We start from the raw sequence: 17,112 nt of genomic DNA, 5'->3' as shown, positions 1-17,112 counted from the left end.
CTAGGGACGGCGCGTCCCGCCGGATCAGAGGGCGGCCGCGACCTCGGTGCCCTGCTTGACGGCGCGCTTGGCGTCCAGTTCGGCGGCGACGTCGGCGCCGCCGATCAGGTGCGCGGCGCGGCCCGCGGCGACCAGTTCCTCGTACAGGCCGCGGCGCGGTTCCTGCCCGGTGCACAGCACGATCGTGTCGACGGCCAGCACCGTGCTCTCCTCGCCGACGGTGACGTGCAGTCCGGCGTCGTCGATGCGGTCGTAGCGCACGCCCGGGACCATCGTCACGCCGCGGTGCTTGAGTTCGGTGCGGTGGATCCAGCCGGTGGTCTTGCCGAGGCCGGCGCCGACCTTGCTGGTCTTGCGCTGCAACAGGTGGACGGTGCGCGGCGGGGCGGGCCGCTCGGGTGCGGTGAGCCCGCCGGGCGCGCGGTAGTCCATGTCGACGCCCCAGTGGCGGAAGTACGTCGCCGGGTCCTCGCTCGCCTTGTCGCCCGCGTCGGTGAGGAACTCGGCGACGTCGAAGCCGATGCCGCCGGCGCCGAGGATCGCGACGCGGTCGCCGACGGGCGCGCCGTCGCGCAGGACGTCGAGGTAGCCGACCACGCTGGGGTGGTCCACGCCGGGGATGTCGGGGACGCGCGGGGTGACGCCGGTGGCGACGACGACCTCGTCGTAGTCGGTGAGGTCGGCGGCGGAGACCCAGGTGTCCAGCCGTACGTCCACGCCTTCCTCGGCGAGCCGGTGGCGGAAGTAGCGCAGCGTCTCGTCGAACTCCTGCTTGCCGGGGACCCGGCGGGCGACGTTGAGCTGGCCGCCGATCTCGCTCGCGGCGTCGAACAGGGTGACGTCGTGGCCGCGTTCGGCGGCGCCCACCGCGCAGGCGAGTCCGGCCGGGCCCGCGCCGACGACGGCGACGCGCTTCTTCAGCCGGGTCGGGGCGAGGACCAGCTCGGTCTCGTGGCAGGCGCGCGGGTTGACCAGGCAGGAGGTGATCTTCCCGCTGAAGGTGTGGTCGAGGCAGGCCTGGTTGCAGCCGATGCAGGTGTTGATGGCCTCGGGCGTGCCGGCGGCGGCCTTGGCGACGAAGTCGGGGTCGGCGAGCATCGGGCGGGCCACCGACACCATGTCCGCGCAGCCCGAGGCGAGCAACTCCTCGGCGACCTCGGGGGTGTTGATGCGGTTGGTGGTGACGAGCGGGACGGACACCTCGCCCATGAGCCTCTTGGTGACCCAGGTGTAGGCGCCGCGCGGCACCGAGGTGGCGATGGTGGGGATGCGGGCCTCGTGCCAGCCGATGCCGGTGTTGATGATCGTGGCTCCGGCGGCCTCGACCGCCTTGGCGAGGGTGATCACCTCTTCCAGCGACGAGCCGCCCGGCACCAGGTCCAGCATGGACAGCCGGTAGATGATGACGAAGTCCTCGCCGACGGCCTCGCGCACCCGCCGGACGATCTCGACGGGGAAGCGCATGCGGTTCTCGTACGAGCCTCCCCAGCGGTCGGTGCGGTGGTTGGTCGGCGCGGCGATGAACTCGTTGATGAGGTAGCCCTCGGAGCCCATGATCTCGACGCCGTCGTAGCCGGCCAGGCGGGCGAGGCGGGCGGCGCGGGCGTAGTCGTCGACGGTCCGCTCGACCTCGGCGTCGGTGAGCTCGCGCGGCACGAAGGGGCTGATCGGCGCCTGGAGCGGGCTCGGCGCGACCAGGTCGGCGTGGTAGGCGTAGCGGCCGAAGTGCAGGATCTGCATCGCGATCCGTCCGCCCTCGCGGTGCACGGCGTCGGTGACCGCGCGGTGCCGCTCGGCCTCCGCCTCGGTGGTGAGCTTCGCGCCGCCCTCGTACGGCCGGCCCTCCTCGTTGGGCGCGATGCCGCCGGTGACGATCAGGCCCACGCCGCCGCGGGCGCGCTCGGCGTAGAACGCCGCCATGCGCTCGAAGCCGCCCTCGGCCTCCTCCAGGCCGACGTGCATGGAGCCCATCAGGACGCGGTTGGGCAGCGTGGTGAAGCCCAGGTCGAGCGGGCTCAGCAGGTGCGGGTAACGGCTCATCGGCCCCTCCGTGCGCGGTGTGGTGCCTCAGTTGTAGAGGACGCCGCGCCGGTTGTGCAACTAGTTGCACAATCATGGGGGCGTGACGCGGACCACCGTCGGACACCGTGGTCCCGGGCCGTCTCGCGTCACAGGCTCGTGAGCCGCAGATGGACGTCGCGCTCCTGGTCGCCGGAGGCGCCGGTGAGGTCCCGCACCGAGAACAGGGAGCCGAGGGTCGTGCGCAGCCGGTCCACCGCCCAGTAGCCGCCCTGGACGTCCGCGGTGACGGTGCCGGAGAGGTGGGCGGGCGCGCAGCTCCCGCGCGTGTCGGTGACGTCGAACGTGCCGAGCCACACCGTCGGCCGCGTCTCGTCCAGTCGCTCCGGCACGTCCTCGGCGCACCGGTCGGAGGCGAAGCACGCGCACAGGGTGTCGAACACGATCCGGGCGTCCTCCTCGCTGCAGTCGCTGATCTCGACGGATACCGATTCCGGATGCCTGTCCATCGTGGCCGCTCCTTCCGTGGGCGGGCCGCTGCCCCACGGGGCCGTCTCCCCGTACGGCCGCGCCCCACCCACCAGAAAAGCACCACATCACCGCGGCGGCATCAGCACGGAGGCATCAGCACGTGGGCATCACCTCGGCGCGGCCCCGCCGCTCAGCCGCGGGTGAAGCGGTACGTCTTGCTGTCGGTCAGCACGCAGAAGCCCGGGGACACCACGATCACGCGCAGCGTGCCGGTGCGGCGGTCGTAGTCGATCCCCTCCGCCTCGAAGGTGCCCGAGCAGGCGCTGCGCAGCGGCAGTTGCCGCAGGGCCGTGACCTGGCCGGAGACGTCCGAGGTGCCGCTCGGCGGCGCGGACAGGTCGACCTGGAGCAGCGGCTTGGTGACCCCGAACAGCGCGCCGTCCGGGTCGTCCGAGGAGCACAGCAGCGTCGTCGGGCCGGAGAAGTCGCAGCCCTGCACGTCCCGCACGGCGTGGTCGAGGCGGACGGTGGAGACCTGGGGCAGGTTCGCCGAGGGCGAGGTGGACGGGTTGACGCCCGGGGTCGGGAAGACCAGCAGCCGGTTCATGGTGCCGTACTCGCCCGCCAGCATCCACTGGCCGTCGGGCGAGACCGCGACCCAGGAGTTGTTGAGCGCCTCGCCGGAGCCGAGCGCGTGGGTGTACTCGGACCAGGTGCCGTCCGGAGCCTGCACGCGGAACATCTTCGCGGCGCCGTCGTCCCGCTGGTACGGCTCGATGTAGTGGCCGTCGTAGGAGGCGTCGGGGTCGCCGACGTGGTTCCAGCCGCGGCTGGACACGCCGAGGGGGATGGTGCCGATGCCGGTGTACCGGTTGGCGCTGCCGGCCGGGACCTCGACGGAGGCCAGCCCCTGGCTCTCGGTCAGCGGGTCGGCGCGGTCGGAGCCCACCTCGGTCCAGGTGTCGGCGGCCGAGGCGGCCGGGGTGTCGGACAGGACGGCCAGTACGGCGAGGGCGACGAGGACGGCCGACGTGGCGGTACGGCGTCGCCGGGTGCGCAGCGGCATAGCGGGTTCCTCCGGGGGGTGTGGGGTCGGCGGACAGTCTGGCCCGCCTGGATGGTCATGTACAGACCAATTAGGGAAAGCGTCGGCCCGGGGAACGACCCGCCCGGTACTGTCGTCACCCGCTCGCCGGACGCCTCCGGCCGTGCCGGGAGACGCGGGCGGACGACGAAGGCGTCACAGGGACGGTTGAGCGCGGTAGAACAGGGGAGTCGGCACGGGGGAACGGCGTGCCGCGCAAGGAGGCGGAGGCGGTGCGTGCATGAGTGCACCTGAGTTCCCGTTGGCCGACGGCGACGAGTCGATACGGCCCAGCGGCCTGCTCGACGTGCTGCGAGTGGCCTCGGTGGTCCTGGACGCCCGCGGGCGCGTCGTGCTGTGGAGCCCCCAGGCGGAGGAGTTGTTCGGCTACACCGCCCAGGAGGCGCTCGGGCAGTACGCCGCCCGGATCATGGTGCACGAGCAGCATGTCGACCTGGTGATCAAACTGTTCGCCGACGTCATGCACACCGGCCAGAGCTGGGCCGGGGCCTTCCCGGTCCGGCGCAAGGACGGCAGCACCCGTCTGGTGGAGTTCCGCAACATGCGGCTGCTGGACGACCGGGGCGACGTCTACGCGCTCGGCCTGTGCGCCGACCAGTCGACCGTGCGGCAGCTGGAACGCGACGTGGCGCTGTCCACGCGGATGATCGCCCAGTCGCCGAACGGGCTGGCGGTCCTGGACACCGACATGCGGTACGTGTCGGTCAACCCCGCGATGGAACGGCTCAACGGCATGCCGGCGAGCGAGCACATCGGACGCACGGTCCGCGAGGTCCTGCCGCATCTCGACGTCGACGAAATGGAGGCCTCGATCAGCGAGGTGCTGGAGACCGGCCGGCCGCTCGTCGGCCACCGGGTGGTCGGCCACACCCCGGCCGACCCGGACCAGGAACACGCCCTGTCGATCTCGCTGTACCGGCTGGAGGACGCGCTCGGCACCGTCCTGGGCGTGGCCGCTTCCGTCGCGGACGTCACCGACCAGCACCGGGCGAGCATCGAGGCGGAGACGGCACGCCGTCGGCTCGCCGTCGTCGCGGACGCCTCGGCCCGCATCGGCACCACCCTGGAGCTGGACCGCACCGCCCTGGAACTGGCGGACGTGGCCGTGCCGGAACTGGCCGACGTGGCCGCCGTCGACCTCCTCGACGCGGTCGCGGAGGGCAGACGCAGCAGCCTCGGCCCCGCGGAGCCCGCGGTGATCCGGGCCCTGGCCGTGCGGGCGGACGACGCCCCGGAGGCGCTGCGGGCGGCCGATTCCCCGGGGCAGGTGGCGGCCTACGGTCCCGACCGCCTGGTCACCGAGTGCGTGCGCACCGGCCGCCCGGTCCTGGTCGCCGAGGTCCGGGACGCCGACCTGCCGCGCATCGCCCGCTCCCCCGAGGCGGCGGAACTGCTGGCCGGCGCGGGCGTCCACTCGTACCTGGCCGTGCCGCTGATCGCCCGCGGCGAGGTGCTCGGCGCGCTCGACCTGAAGCGCACGCGCAACCCGCTGCCGTTCACCGAGGACGACCTGCTGCTCGCCCGGGAGCTGGCGTCCCGGGCCGCGGTGCAGATCGACAACGCCCGCTGGTACCAGAACGCCCGGAACACCGCGCTCACCCTGCAGCGCAGCCTGCTGCCCAGCCATCCGGCGGTGACCGGCGGCCTGGAGGTCGCCTCCCGCTACCAGCCTGCCGGGGCCACCACCGAGGTCGGCGGCGACTGGTTCGACGTCATCCCCCTGGAGGGCGGCAGGACGGCACTGGTGGTGGGCGACGTGATGGGCAGCGGGATCACCGCCGCGGCGACCATGGGCCGGCTGCGCACCGCGACGAACACGCTGGCCTCGCTCGGCCTCGACCCCGCGCGGCTCCTGGAGCACCTCGACCGGATCACCGAGGGCCTCGACCACTCCATCGCGACGTGCGTGTACGCCGTCCACGACCCGGAGTCACGGCAGTGCCGGATCGCGAACGCCGGGCACCTGCCGCCGGCCCGGCTGCGCGAGGGCCGGCGCCCGGAACTGCTCGACCTGCCCACCGGAGCGCCGCTGGGCGTGGGCGGCGTCGCCTTCTCCACCACGACGATCGACCTCTCGCCCGGCGACCGGCTCGTGTTCTACACCGACGGCCTGGTGGAGACCCGGCAGGACCCTCTCGACGAGCGTCTGGAGGCGCTCCTCGGCCTGCTCGACGGACCCGACCGCCCGCTGGAGGAGGTCTGCGACCTCCTGCTGCGCACCCTCTACCAGCCCGACAACCCCGACGACGTGGCGCTGCTGATCGCCCGGGTGCAGCAGCCGGACTGACCGGCCGCCGGGCGACGCGCCCGGGGGCGGTCAGTCCGGAAATCTGTTATCCAGTCCTTATCGTCACCAGCTCACAATGGGAACAGAGCAGGACAAGGCAGGGCACCCGGAGACCGGGTGCCGTGGCCGATGGGAGCGAGCCGTGACGCACGAACCGACACCGGAGCGGGAAGTGACGACGGGTCCGGGCAGGCCGGACCGTCCGCCGGGCGCGGGCCGGGGCAGGCCGGGGCGGGGCCGGTCCCGCCGGGCGCGCCCCGTGATGGCGGCGGTCACCGTCGCCGTCCTCGCCCTCGGCGGCACCGTCGCCCACGCCGCGGCCTCGGACGGCGCCGGCGGAGGCGCCGCCGCGTCCCCGTCCGCCTCCGCGACGCCGTCGCCGGACGGGACCGGCCAGCGGTGCGCGTTCCGCATGGCCGTGCACGGCGAGGCGACCGTCAAGGACCCGGACACGGGCAAGTGGGTGGTGCGCGCCTGGCAGCGCGGCACCGTCCAGAAGGTCTACGACGACCAGGTGACCGTCAAGAGCGAGGACGGCGCCGCCTGGACGTGGACGGTGAACAAGAACACCGTGTTCTTCCACGACGGCACCAAGACCTCCGGCACCGGCGACCTGAAGAAGGGCGAGAACGCCGTCCTGGCCGGACCGCGCTCCGGCGACACGAGGACCGCGATGTACGCCATGACGGGCACCTGGGGCGAGGGCCGCTACAACGGGCACCACGACGGATGCGACCACGGCATGATGCCGGGGCACGAGAACGGATCCGACCACGACATGCCCGGGTACGGCAACGGATCCGACCACGGCATGATGCGGGGGCACGGCCCCTGGGAGCAGCAGATGTCGTAGCCGTCGCGGCAACCCCGTCGGGCGGTGGCGCTACGACCTGACGCCGATCACGACACTGGCGCCCAGTTCCTCGTCGTAGGCGAGACGGGCGGTCAGCCCGCCGCAGGAGAAGGCGTCCACGGCCGCCGCGGCCTGCCGTTCGCTCGTCTCGACCAGCAGGCAGCCGCCGGGGGCCAGCCACCGGTGCGCCTCGGCGGCGACCCGGCGCAGGACCTGCAAACCGTCGGAACCGCCGTCCAGGGCGACCAGCGGTTCGTGGTCCCGGGCCTCCGGGGGCAGCAGGCCGACCTCGCCCGTGGGGACGTAGGGCACGTTGGCCGCGAGGACGTCGACGCGGCCGCGCAGGCCGGCGGGCAGCGCCTCGAACAGGTCACCCGAATGGACCTGACCGCCCGCCGCGGCGACGTTGCGGCGGGCGCAGCGCACCGCGGCCGGGTCGATGTCGGCGGCGTGCAGCTCCACGGGACCGAGCGCGGCGGCCAGGGCCGCGCCGACGGCGCCCGAGCCGCAGCACAGGTCGACGACGACACGGGCCGCCGGAGCCTGGGCCAGCGCCTGCTCGACGAGGAACTCGGTCCGCCGCCGGGGGACGAAGACGCCGGGTTCCACGACGATGCGCAGCCCCCGGAACTCGGCCCAGCCGAGGACCAGTTCGAGGGGCAGACCGCCGGACCGCCGGTCCACCAGCAGGGCCAGCTCCCGCGGGGTGCGGGCGGCGGACAGCAGCAGCCGCGCCTCCTCCTCGGCGAAGACGCAGCCCGCGGCGCGCAGCGCGGCGACGACGGAGTCGTAGGAGGAGGAAGAAGGAGAGGGCGCGGAAGAAGAAGCGGGACGGGAGAAGGGTGACGAAGGGGACGACGCAGGCATCTGGGCCGAGGGCCTTTCGGTAGTCGAAGGGCGCTCCCGCGGTCACCTACCGGCGACGGTCCGCGTCGACGCGAGGGGAGAGCACCCGGTCTGGCACAGCGGTGATGACTCCCACCTCCTCGGTCCACCGGCGGCCGGGACGTTCCTCGGCCGGACGGTCACCCTACCGCAGCCCCCGGTCACCGTGGCATGCGCCGGTCACCTCCCCGGTCCCGGTCGGGGCCGCACGGCGCATCCCGCGTTCCGGGTTGTACGGTGCAACCAGGAGAGCGAGGGAGGCCCGGTGGAGGCGCAGCAGGCCGTGGAGACCATCCAGCGGGAGATGACGGTCTTCGCCCGCCGCGCCCGGGCGTCCGCGGGGCGCCTGCACCCCGAGCTGTCGCTGGTCTCCTACACCCTGCTCGGCCATCTGGAGGAGAGCGGCGGCTGCCGCGCGACCGACCTGGCCGCGCACTACGCCCTGGACAAGTCGACGGTCAGCCGCCAGGTGACGGCACTGGAGCGGGCCGGCCTGGTCGAGCGGCGCCTGGACCCGGAGGACCACCGCGTGCAGGTGCTGCACCTCACCGGCGCCGGCCGCCGGATCCTCGCCCGGGTCACCCGCAGCCGCCGGACCGCCGTCCGGGAACGGCTCGCGGACTGGTCGGAGGAGGATCTCGAACGGTTCGCGCGGTATCTCACGCGCTACAACGCCTGGCCGGGATCCGGCGCCGGTGAGGATTAGTGCCTGTCCGGCGGATCGTGCCGGGCAGACCCTAGAGGGCGGCGGCCACCGCCTGTGCGTCCGGACGGTGTTCCGGTGTGCGGGCGCCGAGGAAGACGGTCCTGCGGCGTAGCCGGAAGCCCAGGGACTCGTAGAGGCGGATGGCGTTCGTGTTGTCCGCGGCGGTGTGCAGGAACGGGGTCTCGCCGCGTTCCCGGATGCCGTGGGCGGCGGCCAGCACCAGACGGGTCGCCAGGCCCTCGCCGCGGAAGGCGGGGTCGGTGCAGACCGCGCTGATCTCGGTCCAGCCGGGCGGGTGCAGCCGCTCCCCCGCCATGGCGATCAGGGCGCCGTCGCGGCGTACACCGAGGTAGGTGCCGAGTTCCACGGTGCGGGGCAGGAACGGGCCGGGGCGGGTGCGCTCGACCAGGGCGAGCATCTCGGGCACGTCGGCGGGGCCGAGGCGGACGGCCTCCGGCTCCGGGGCGGCCGCCAGCCCGTCGTCGACGAACTGCACGCCCTCCGCCTGGAAGGTGATCTCCCAGCCGTCCGGGACCGTTCCGTGGAAGCCGGCCAGCGCGACCTCTCCGCCGGGGCCCGCGAGCGCGGCGAGGTCCGCCCAGTCGCCGGCGTCGGGATCGTCGGGCAGCGCCAGCCAGGGCGAGACGTCGGCGGGGTAGCGCAGCACCCGGCCGCGCCGCTCGGCGAAGTGCGCGTGCGGACCGGTCAGGGACGCCAGGGCAGGGTTGTCGAGGACGTGGCTCATGCGCCGGCCTCGATCACGATCTCGGGCCGGTCCACGTCGGTCAGGGCCTCGGTCTCCGGCCCTCCGTACCGTGTGAAGTCGTACGCCTTCGGCATGTCTGTTCCCACTCTCCTTCGCTGTCGCGGGCGGCCACAGGCGGCAAGGAAGATCGACGAGCGGCTATTCCCGGGCGCCGGAGACTTCACACGTCCGCGATGACCGCCGGGCCGCCCGGTGCGTAAGCACCCCCGGGACGCACGTACGGTGGAGTGCGTGAGCTACCGACGCCGTCCCGCTGGATCCGCATGAACGTCACCCGAGGCTTCACCGGACGCCCCCGCGCCCTCCGCCCCGGCCTGCCCCCCGGCCAGTACGACGCGGGCGACGACTGGCCCGTGCTGTCCGCGGAGGTCACGCCCGCCCTGGCGCCCGCCGACTGGACCTTCCGCGTCGACGGCCTGGTCGAGCGGCCGCGCACCTGGGACTGGGAGCAGGCGCACGCGCTGCCCGCGTCGGTGTACGAGGGCGACATCCACTGCGTGACGAGCTGGTCGAAGTTCGGGGTGCGGTTCGGGGGCGTGTCCCTGGACGCCTTCCTCGATGTGGTCCGGCCCCATGGGTCGGCCACCCATGCCGTCGCCTACTCGCACACCGGGTACACCACGAACCTGCCGCTGGCCGACCTGACCGGCGGGCGCGCCTGGATCGCCTGGGAGTACGACGGCCGGCCGCTCACCGCCGAGCACGGCGGGCCGGCGCGGCTGCTGGTGCCGCACCTGTACTTCTGGAAGAGCGCCAAGTGGATCGCCGGCATCCGGCTCCTCGACCACGACGAGCCGGGCTTCTGGGAGCAGAACGGCTACCACGCCCGCGGCAACCCCTGGCAGGAGCAGCGGTACTCCGGTGACTGAGACCTTCACTCCCCCGACGCGGTTCGCCGTGCCCGGCCGCATCGCCGTGAACGAGCGGGTCGCCGGACGGTGGCAGACCGCCACCCTGACCGAGATCCGCCGCGAGACGCCGCACGCCGCCACCTTCCGGTTCGCGGTGCCGACGTGGGCCGGCCATCTGCCCGGGCAGCACCTGATGCTGCGGCTGACCGCGGCGGACGGCTATGTGGCGCAGCGCCACTACTCCATCGCGTCCGCGCCCGACGACGCGGGCCACGTCGAACTGACCCTGGACCACGTCGCGGGCGGCGAGGTCTCGGGCTGGTTCCACACCGTGGCCCGGCCCGGCGACCGGGTCGAGGTGCGCGGCCCGCTGAGCGGGTTCTTCGCCTGGCCCGGGGACCGCCCGGCGCTGCTGATCGGCGCCGGTTCCGGGGTCGTGCCGTTGATGTCGATGGTGCGCCACCACCGGCTGCGGGGCCTGTCCGTGCCGCTGCGGCTGCTGGTGTCCGCGCGCGGTCCCGAGGAACTGATCTACGCGCGGGAGTTCGGCGCGGAGACGACGCCGGTGTTCACCCGGCACGCCCCGCGGGGTGTGCCGGTGGGACGTCTGACGGCCGCACATGTGGCGCCGCTCCTGGCCGAGCGGCCACCCGGCGGGTGGGAGGCCTATGTGTGCGGCTCCAACAGCTTCGCGGAACACGCCTCCCGGCTCCTGGTACAGGCCGGCCAGCCCGTGGACCGCATCCGCATCGAACGCTTCGGCTGACCCCCGGGTCAGCCGACGGCCCCGGCAGACCCCGGCAGGCTGCGTGCCGACCGGGCCGGCCCGGCGGGCCCGTGCACGCATGCCGGGCCTGAGCCCGGCACGCCCGCACGCCCGGCACGCCGAGCGGAGCCGATGGCCACGGCAGCCGGCAGCCGGCAGGCCCAGCCGTCCCGGCGCGCGCGACGGGCCCGGCAGGCTCGGCAGGCGGAACGGGCGGCCGCGGCGGGGGCGACGCGCGCGGCGGACGCACGGCACGCCCGTGCGGACCCGACGGGCGGCCGTGGCGAAGGCGGCGCGCGCGGCGGGCCGGTCCGGTGCGGGGCGCGACCGGCGGGCCCGGCAGGTTCGGGGGCCCGGTGTGTGTGGTGGGTCGGGCGGGCGACGGGTCTGGTGAGGAAGGAACTCCGGTGGCCTGGGTATCCGGTCCCCATGCGAACCCGGGTGCGCGGCTGGCGTTGGCGGCGCAGTGCGCTGCGGCGCCGGTCGGATGTCGTCGAGGCGTGGACCGTGCTGGTGGTCGCCGTCCTGCTGATGGTGGGCGCGCCGCTCGCGGGCGCGACGGCCGGGCGGTGGGCCCATGACGACGCGCGTGCCGTCGCGGCGGCACAGCGCGCCGAGCGGCACCACGTGCGCGCCGAAGCCGTCGGCGCCGCCCCCGACATGCTGCCGACGGTGCAGAGCGGCCGACGGCACGCCTACCGGGCGACCGTGCGCTGGACGGATCCGGCCGGCGAGGTTCACACGACGAGGGCGCGCGTCCCGGCGGGCACCCGGCGCGGGGACACCGTCGACGTGTGGCTGGACTCCCGCGGCCGGACGGTCCCCCCGCCGCCCAACCGGGGCGACGTCCGGCGGCACTCCCTCGCCGTCGGCACCTACGCCGCCGTGGGAACGGCGGCTCTGGTGCTCCTCGGGCACGCCGTCGTGCGCCGCGTGGCCCTCGGGCGCCGGCTCGCCGAGTGGGAGCGGGCGTGGGCCCGTACCGGACCGGAGTGGACACGCCGCCGGGCGTGACGCCGGGCCCCGCGTACCGCCTGGGGCGTGCGGGTGGTGCCAGGTGGTGACCCGACGAATCGTACCGGCCGGTAGTCCGCCGGGGCGTCCCCTTCCGTCCCCGCGCGAGCACTGGTCGCCCCGTTTGACCAGCGGAGGCGGGACCGGGGACGGGGGACCGTGACCGCCGCTGGATACGGTGCGGGTCTGGCGAGTCGTCCGACCTTCCGCGTACGGTGTGATCATCCGCACTGACCCTTCACAAAGGCGGTCCTTCATGGCCCTGTTCGACCTGCCCCTCGACGAACTCCGCGAGTACCGCAGCACGTCCACCGAACCGGAGGACTTCGACGCCTTCTGGTCCAAGACCCTGCAGGAGACGCGCGAGCACGACCTGGACGCCCGCTTCGAACCGGTGGACACGGGCCTGACGACGGTGCGGGTGTTCGACGTGACGTTCGCCGGGTTCGGCGGTCACCCGGTGAAGGGCTGGCTGCGGCTGCCCGCCGCGGCGGACGGACCGCTGCCGCTGGTCGTGGAGTTCGTCGGGTACGGAGGCGGACGGGGCCTGCCGCACGAGCACCTGCTGTGGGCGTCCACGGGCCGCGCGCACTTCGTCATGGACACCCGCGGCCAGGGCAGCGCGTGGGGCGGCGGCGGTGACACGCCGGACCCGGTGGGCGGCGCGCCCGCCTTCCCCGGTTTCATGACGCGGGGCATCGACGCGCCCGAGAACTACTACTACCGCAGGGTGTTCACCGACGCGGTGCGCGCCGTGGAGGCGGCCCGCTCGCACCCGCTGACCGACGCCTCCCGCACGGTGGCCGTCGGCGGCAGCCAGGGCGGCGGCATCACCCTCGCCGTGGGCGGACTGGTCCCGGACCTGGCCGCGGTCGCGCCGGACGTGCCGTTCCTGTGCGACTACCCGCGCGCGGTGACCCTGACGGACAGTCACCCCTACCGGGAGATAGGGCTGTTCCTCAAGACCCACCGCGGCCGCGGCGAGGCCGCCCTGCGCACGCTCTCCTACTTCGACGGCGTCCACTTCGCCGCCCGCGGCCGGGCGCCGGCCCTGTTCTCGACGGCCCTGGAGGACCAGACCTGCCCGCCGTCGACGGTCTTCGCGGCGTTCAACGCCTGGGCGCACGACGACAAGGCGATCGAGGTGTACGACTTCAACGACCACGAGGGCGGCGGCCCCTACCAGGAGGCGGCCAAGCTGCGCTGGCTGCGGTCGTACGCCTGACGACCAGTTCGCGGCGTACAGCGCGCTGTGAACGGCATCCGCGGCGGGCCGGTGCCGGCCGGACCGGCGGCCCGGGTGCCGACCTGACCGGCCGCCGGCGTGGCGGACACCCGGCAGGGCATCCCGGTCCGCCCGGGCAGGGCATCCCGGTCCACGAGGTCACGCCGTCCGCGGCGGGCCGGCCGGCGTGGCCGGGCGGCGGGCCACGACCGTGCGCACCCGCGGGCTGCCGTCGCGGCGCCGACCGAACTCCGGCAGGGCGTGCAGTTCCACCTGGAACCCGGCCCGCTCCAGTTCCCGCCGCACCTGCCCGAGCCGGAAGGCGCGGTAGTACATGACGAACGGCGGCCGCCACAGGGCGTTGCGCACCCGCATCACCGCGTCGAAGCCGAGCAGCATCCAGAACGCGGGCGACGAGGGCCGCGGCGGGGCCAGGACCGGGAACGCGAAGCATCCGCCCGGCCGCAGCACGGAGTGGACCTGCGCGAACAGTCCGGGCAGCTCGCGCGGCAGGAAGTGCCCGAACGCCCCGAAGCTGACGACGAGGTCGAAGACGGAGCCGAAGGGCAGCGCGCGGGCGTCCGCCCGGACGTACTCCGCGCGCGGCACGGCGCCGGTGGCGCGCCCGCGGGCGACGGCGAGCATCCCGGCGCTGAAGTCGACGCCCACGACACGGCGCCGGCACACCCTCGCCAGGACGCCGGTCCCCGCACCGGTGCCGCAGCACAGGTCGAGCCCGGCGTCGAAGGAGCCCGTGCGGGCCAGGTCGGCGGCGACCGCGTCGAGCACCGCGTCGGGTGTCCGGAAGGGGGTGTGGTCGAACTTCGGCGCGAGCAGGTCGTAGCCGCGCTCGACCGACGACAGCGCCTGGACGGCGAGCTCGCGCAGGGTGGGGCCTTCAGGGCTGAACACCGCGTCAGCTTAGGGCAGCGCACGCATGGACACCTCCCCGGCCGCTGACTAGTCTCCTCTGCACCTACTCCACTAATTGACTATGAGGTGATCCGATGCGAGCGTTCCGCGAAGCGGTGGAGGCCGGTGACCTCGACGCCGTCGAGGCGCTGCTGGCGAAGGACGTCGTGTTCACCAGCCCGGTGGCCTTCGCGCCGTATTCGGGCAAGGCGATCACCGCGGCGATCCTGCGCGGGGTGGCGCGCGTCTTCGAGGACTTCCGCTACGAGCAGGAGCTCGCCGGGGCCGACGGCCGCGACCACGCCCTGGTGTTCAGCGCGCGGGTGGGCGACCGCGCGCTGACGGGCTGCGACTTCATCCACCTCGACGAGGAGGGACTGATCGACCGGCTCACGGTCATGGTGCGGCCGCTGTCCGCCGCCCAGGCGCTGGCGGCGGCCATGGGCGCCCAGTTCGACCGGATCACCGAGGAGGCTCAGGCGCGGATCGGCTGACCGCCACCCGGGCGGCCCGGGCGGCCCGGGCGGCCCGCCGGTACGGCGGGCGCATCGCGTACGTCACCGCGAGGGCGACGAACAGGGCGACGACCGCGGCGGAGGCCGCCGCGGCCGGCGTCCAGGCCCGGCCGCCCCCGGGACCGGCCACGATCAGGCAGGCCGCGACGGCCGTGCCGCCGAGCAGTCCGGAACCGACCAGGGCGGCGAAGACGCCCCGGGCTCCCCTCCCGCCGTGCGGCGGTGTGCCGGGGCCCAGGCGCAGCGCCGCCAGCTGCGACGCGGTCTCCCGCGCCTCGCGCCGGCGCTGGCCCCCGGCGCGGAGCCGCAGGCCGGCCGTCGCCGCGGCGCCCGCGACCGCCGCGCCGGCGGGCGCCCACCACACGGCCGTCGCGGCCAGCAGGACGGCCACACCCGCGACCGCGGCCCAACCCGTCAGGCAGGCCGCCGCGGCCGTGCGGGTCGAGGCGGGCCGGTCGTCGCCGGCGCGCAGGTCGACGACGGCCGGGACGTACCAGACACACCCCGAGAACAGCACCAGCGCGGCGGCCAGCGCCAGGACGGATCGGCCCACGGGTCACGCCGCCTTCTCGGCCTGGACGATCTCGGGGTGGTGCAGGTCGAACGCCGGGGATTCGCTGCGGATGCGGGGCAGCGAGAGGAAGTTGTGCCGCGGCGGCGGGCAGGACGTGGCCCACTCCAGCGAACGGCCGTACCCCCACGGGTCGTCGACGCGGACCCGCTCGCCGTACCTGGCGGTCTTCCAGACGTTGTAGAGGAACGGCAGGAACGACAGGCCGAGCAGGAACGAGCCGATGGTGGACAGGGTGTTGAGGGCGGTGAAGCCGTCGGCCGCCAGGTAGTCGGCGTACCGGCGGGGCATGCCCTCCACGCCGAGCCAGTGCTGGACGAGGAAGGTGAGGTGGAAGCCGGCCGTCAGCGTCCAGAAGGTGACCTTGCCGAGGCGCTCGTCGAGCATCTTGCCGGTGAACTTGGGCCACCAGAAGTGGAATCCGGCGAACATGGCGTACACCACCGTGCCGAACAGCGTGTAGTGGAAGTGCGCCACGACGAAGTACGAGTCGGAGACGTGGAAGTCCAGCGGCGGGGCGGCGAGGATCACGCCGGTGAGGCCGCCGAAGGTGAAGGTGACCAGGAAGCCGGTGGCCCACAGCATCGGGGTCTCGAAGGACAGGCTGCCCTTCCACATGGTGCCGATCCAGTTGAAGAACTTCACACCGGTCGGGACCGCGATCAGGAAGGTCATGAAGGAGAAGAACGGCAGCAGCACACCGCCGGTGACGTACATGTGGTGCGCCCACACGGTGACCGACAGGCCGGCGATGGCGATGGTCGCGCCGACCAGGCCCATGTAGCCGAACATCGGCTTGCGGGAGAAGACCGGGACGATCTCGCTGACGATGCCGAAGAACGGCAGCGCCAGGATGTAGACCTCGGGGTGGCCGAAGAACCAGAACAGGTGCTGCCACAGCAGGGCCCCGCCGTTGGCGGCGTCGAATATGTGGCTGCCGAACTTCCGGTCCATCTCCAGGGCCAGCAGCGCGGCCGCGAGCACCGGGAAGACGATGAGGACGAGCACACCGGTCAGCAGCACGTTCCAGGTGAAGATCGGCATGCGGAACATGGTCATGCCGGGGGCGCGCATGCAGATGATCGTGGTGATGAAGTTGACCGCGCCCAGGATGCTGCCGAAGCCGGACAGCGTCACGCCCATGATCCACATATCGGCTCCGACGCCGGGCGAGTGCACGGCGTCCGACAGCGGGGCGTAGAGGAACCAGCCGAAGTCGGCGGCCCCCTGCGGGGTGAGGAAGCCGCCGGCGGCGATCAGCGAGCCGAACAGGAACAGCCAGTAGGCGAGCATGTTCAGCCGCGGGAAGGCCACGTCGGGCGCGCCGATCTGCAGCGGCATCAGCCAGTTGGCGAAGCCCGTGAACAGCGGCATCGCGAACAGCAGCAGCATGATCGAGCCGTGCATGGTGAACGCCTGGTTGAACTGCTCGTTCGACATCACCTGCATACCCGGGCGGGCCAGTTCGGCGCGCATCAGCAGCGCCAGCGCGCCGCCGAGGAGGAAGAACGCGAACGCGGTGACCAGGTACAAGGTCCCGATCTTCTTGTGGTCGGTGGTCGTCAGCCACTCCGTCCACGCGGGCCGCTCGGCCGGCCGGACGGCCACGTCCGCCCGCTCGCGGACCGCGGGACGCGTCCGCGCCCCGGGGACCTGCTCCGTCTGCTGCATCAGTACCTCGTCCACCGGGCGGTGTCCTCCGAATCCGTTCACATGGCTCACCGGCCGGGGAGTGCTGCGCGCGCGCTGCGCGACGCGGCGCTTCCCGGCCGCCGCCACATGATCATCGGAGGGCCGCCCGGCCCGGCAGGGCCCAGCAGTCCCTGCGATGGTCCCGCGATCAGGGTCCAACAGGCCCTGGTCAAGAGGTGTCAGAGGCGTCCTGACGGGTCGCGGCCCGCGCACCGCCGTGCGGTGATCCCTACGGCGACCGTGTCGCCGGCCGCCGGTGGTGCGCGGGCCCGGTGCGGAGGCGGGTGACCCGGCCCGCTCCGCTTCCGAGGAGCCGCCGTGGCGACGGGCCACGGTCCCCACACCGCCGCCCGCCCGCGGGACGTGACACCGCCGGCCCGCCCCCTGAGCGGTCCGGTGGTGGGGCACGGTGGCGGGGTCCTGTGAGGGAGGACCCCGCCGCCGTACGTCTCGCGGACTCGGGACTCACTCTCA

General features: G+C 73.8%; 16 protein-coding genes. 8 read left to right on the top strand and 8 right to left on the bottom strand.

Going from position 1 to position 17,112, the window contains the following annotated elements:
* Positions 1-24: 24 nt before the first annotated feature.
* The 3 genes from ACH4ZX_RS26020 to ACH4ZX_RS26010 form a co-directional block, all read right to left on the bottom strand.
* Positions 25-2,040, bottom strand: coding sequence for an FAD-dependent oxidoreductase (locus ACH4ZX_RS26020; RefSeq protein WP_398277269.1), 2,016 nt, complete (start codon positions 2,038-2,040; stop codon positions 25-27).
* Between the two features lie 128 nt (positions 2,041-2,168).
* Positions 2,169-2,528, bottom strand: coding sequence for a hypothetical protein (locus ACH4ZX_RS26015; protein WP_398277266.1), 360 nt, complete (start codon positions 2,526-2,528; stop codon positions 2,169-2,171).
* Between the two features lie 152 nt (positions 2,529-2,680).
* On the bottom strand, positions 2,681-3,556 hold the full coding sequence (locus tag ACH4ZX_RS26010; RefSeq protein WP_398277263.1) for a hypothetical protein: 876 nt from the start codon (positions 3,554-3,556) through the stop codon (positions 2,681-2,683).
* A gap of 259 nt (positions 3,557-3,815) precedes the next feature.
* On the opposite strand from ACH4ZX_RS26010, the gene ACH4ZX_RS26005 reads away from it, so the two are divergent.
* Both ACH4ZX_RS26005 and ACH4ZX_RS26000 read left to right on the top strand, forming a co-directional pair.
* Positions 3,816-5,882 (top strand): SpoIIE family protein phosphatase, encoded by a 2,067-nt coding sequence (locus ACH4ZX_RS26005; protein WP_398277260.1) that lies wholly within the window; start codon positions 3,816-3,818, stop codon positions 5,880-5,882.
* Positions 5,883-6,024: 142 nt separating this feature from the next.
* The gene (locus ACH4ZX_RS26000; RefSeq protein ID WP_398277257.1) at positions 6,025-6,735 is read left to right on the top strand and encodes a hypothetical protein; all 711 of its coding nucleotides are present in this window, start codon (positions 6,025-6,027) and stop codon (positions 6,733-6,735) included.
* Positions 6,736-6,765: 30 nt separating this feature from the next.
* Here the strand turns inward: ACH4ZX_RS26000 and ACH4ZX_RS25995 are convergent, their stop codons facing one another.
* A complete protein-coding gene (locus tag ACH4ZX_RS25995) occupies positions 6,766-7,602 on the bottom strand; it encodes a putative protein N(5)-glutamine methyltransferase (RefSeq protein ID WP_398277255.1) in 837 nt (278 codons plus the stop codon).
* Between the two features lie 283 nt (positions 7,603-7,885).
* On the opposite strand from ACH4ZX_RS25995, the gene ACH4ZX_RS25990 reads away from it, so the two are divergent.
* The gene (locus ACH4ZX_RS25990; RefSeq protein ID WP_398277253.1) at positions 7,886-8,326 is read left to right on the top strand and encodes a MarR family winged helix-turn-helix transcriptional regulator; all 441 of its coding nucleotides are present in this window, start codon (positions 7,886-7,888) and stop codon (positions 8,324-8,326) included.
* A 31-nt stretch (positions 8,327-8,357) separates the two neighbouring features.
* Here the strand turns inward: ACH4ZX_RS25990 and ACH4ZX_RS25985 are convergent, their stop codons facing one another.
* Positions 8,358-9,071: a GNAT family N-acetyltransferase gene (locus ACH4ZX_RS25985; protein ID WP_398277250.1), complete on the bottom strand. Its 714-nt coding sequence runs from the start codon at positions 9,069-9,071 to the stop codon at positions 8,358-8,360.
* A gap of 284 nt (positions 9,072-9,355) precedes the next feature.
* On the opposite strand from ACH4ZX_RS25985, the gene ACH4ZX_RS25980 reads away from it, so the two are divergent.
* From ACH4ZX_RS25980 to ACH4ZX_RS25965, 4 genes are all read left to right on the top strand, one after another.
* A complete protein-coding gene (locus ACH4ZX_RS25980; RefSeq protein ID WP_398277247.1) occupies positions 9,356-9,961 on the top strand; it encodes a sulfite oxidase-like oxidoreductase in 606 nt (201 codons plus the stop codon).
* A complete protein-coding gene (locus tag ACH4ZX_RS25975) occupies positions 9,954-10,709 on the top strand; it encodes a ferredoxin reductase (RefSeq protein WP_398277244.1) in 756 nt (251 codons plus the stop codon). The genes ACH4ZX_RS25980 and ACH4ZX_RS25975 overlap by 8 nt, the downstream gene beginning before the upstream one ends.
* 429 nt (positions 10,710-11,138) lie before the next feature.
* Positions 11,139-11,723, top strand: coding sequence for a hypothetical protein (locus tag ACH4ZX_RS25970; protein WP_398277241.1), 585 nt, complete (start codon positions 11,139-11,141; stop codon positions 11,721-11,723).
* A gap of 256 nt (positions 11,724-11,979) precedes the next feature.
* Positions 11,980-12,948, top strand: a complete 969-nt coding sequence (locus ACH4ZX_RS25965) for an acetylxylan esterase (protein ID WP_398277238.1) — start codon at positions 11,980-11,982, stop codon at positions 12,946-12,948.
* A 159-nt stretch (positions 12,949-13,107) separates the two neighbouring features.
* On the opposite strand, the gene ACH4ZX_RS25960 is transcribed toward ACH4ZX_RS25965, so the two are convergent.
* A complete protein-coding gene (locus tag ACH4ZX_RS25960) occupies positions 13,108-13,860 on the bottom strand; it encodes a class I SAM-dependent methyltransferase (protein WP_398277235.1) in 753 nt (250 codons plus the stop codon).
* Positions 13,861-13,955: 95 nt separating this feature from the next.
* Here ACH4ZX_RS25960 and ACH4ZX_RS25955 point away from each other — a divergent pair, with 95 nt between their 5' ends.
* Positions 13,956-14,354, top strand: a complete 399-nt coding sequence (locus ACH4ZX_RS25955; RefSeq protein WP_398277232.1) for a nuclear transport factor 2 family protein — start codon at positions 13,956-13,958, stop codon at positions 14,352-14,354.
* On the opposite strand, the gene ACH4ZX_RS25950 is transcribed toward ACH4ZX_RS25955, so the two are convergent.
* The gene (locus ACH4ZX_RS25950; RefSeq protein ID WP_398277229.1) at positions 14,323-14,928 is read right to left on the bottom strand and encodes a hypothetical protein; all 606 of its coding nucleotides are present in this window, start codon (positions 14,926-14,928) and stop codon (positions 14,323-14,325) included. The two genes, ACH4ZX_RS25955 and ACH4ZX_RS25950, sit on opposite strands and share 32 nt — an antisense overlap.
* Before the next feature lie 3 nt (positions 14,929-14,931).
* Entirely contained in the window at positions 14,932-16,617 is a 1,686-nt protein-coding gene (ctaD, locus tag ACH4ZX_RS25945; protein ID WP_398277513.1) for a cytochrome c oxidase subunit I, read from the bottom strand.
* Positions 16,618-17,112: the final 495 nt, after the last annotated feature.

Source organism: Streptomyces sp. NPDC020490, assembly GCF_044335305.1.
Taxonomy (GTDB): domain Bacteria; phylum Actinomycetota; class Actinomycetes; order Streptomycetales; family Streptomycetaceae; genus Streptomyces.
This window is presented reverse-complemented; position numbering and strand designations above follow the sequence as displayed.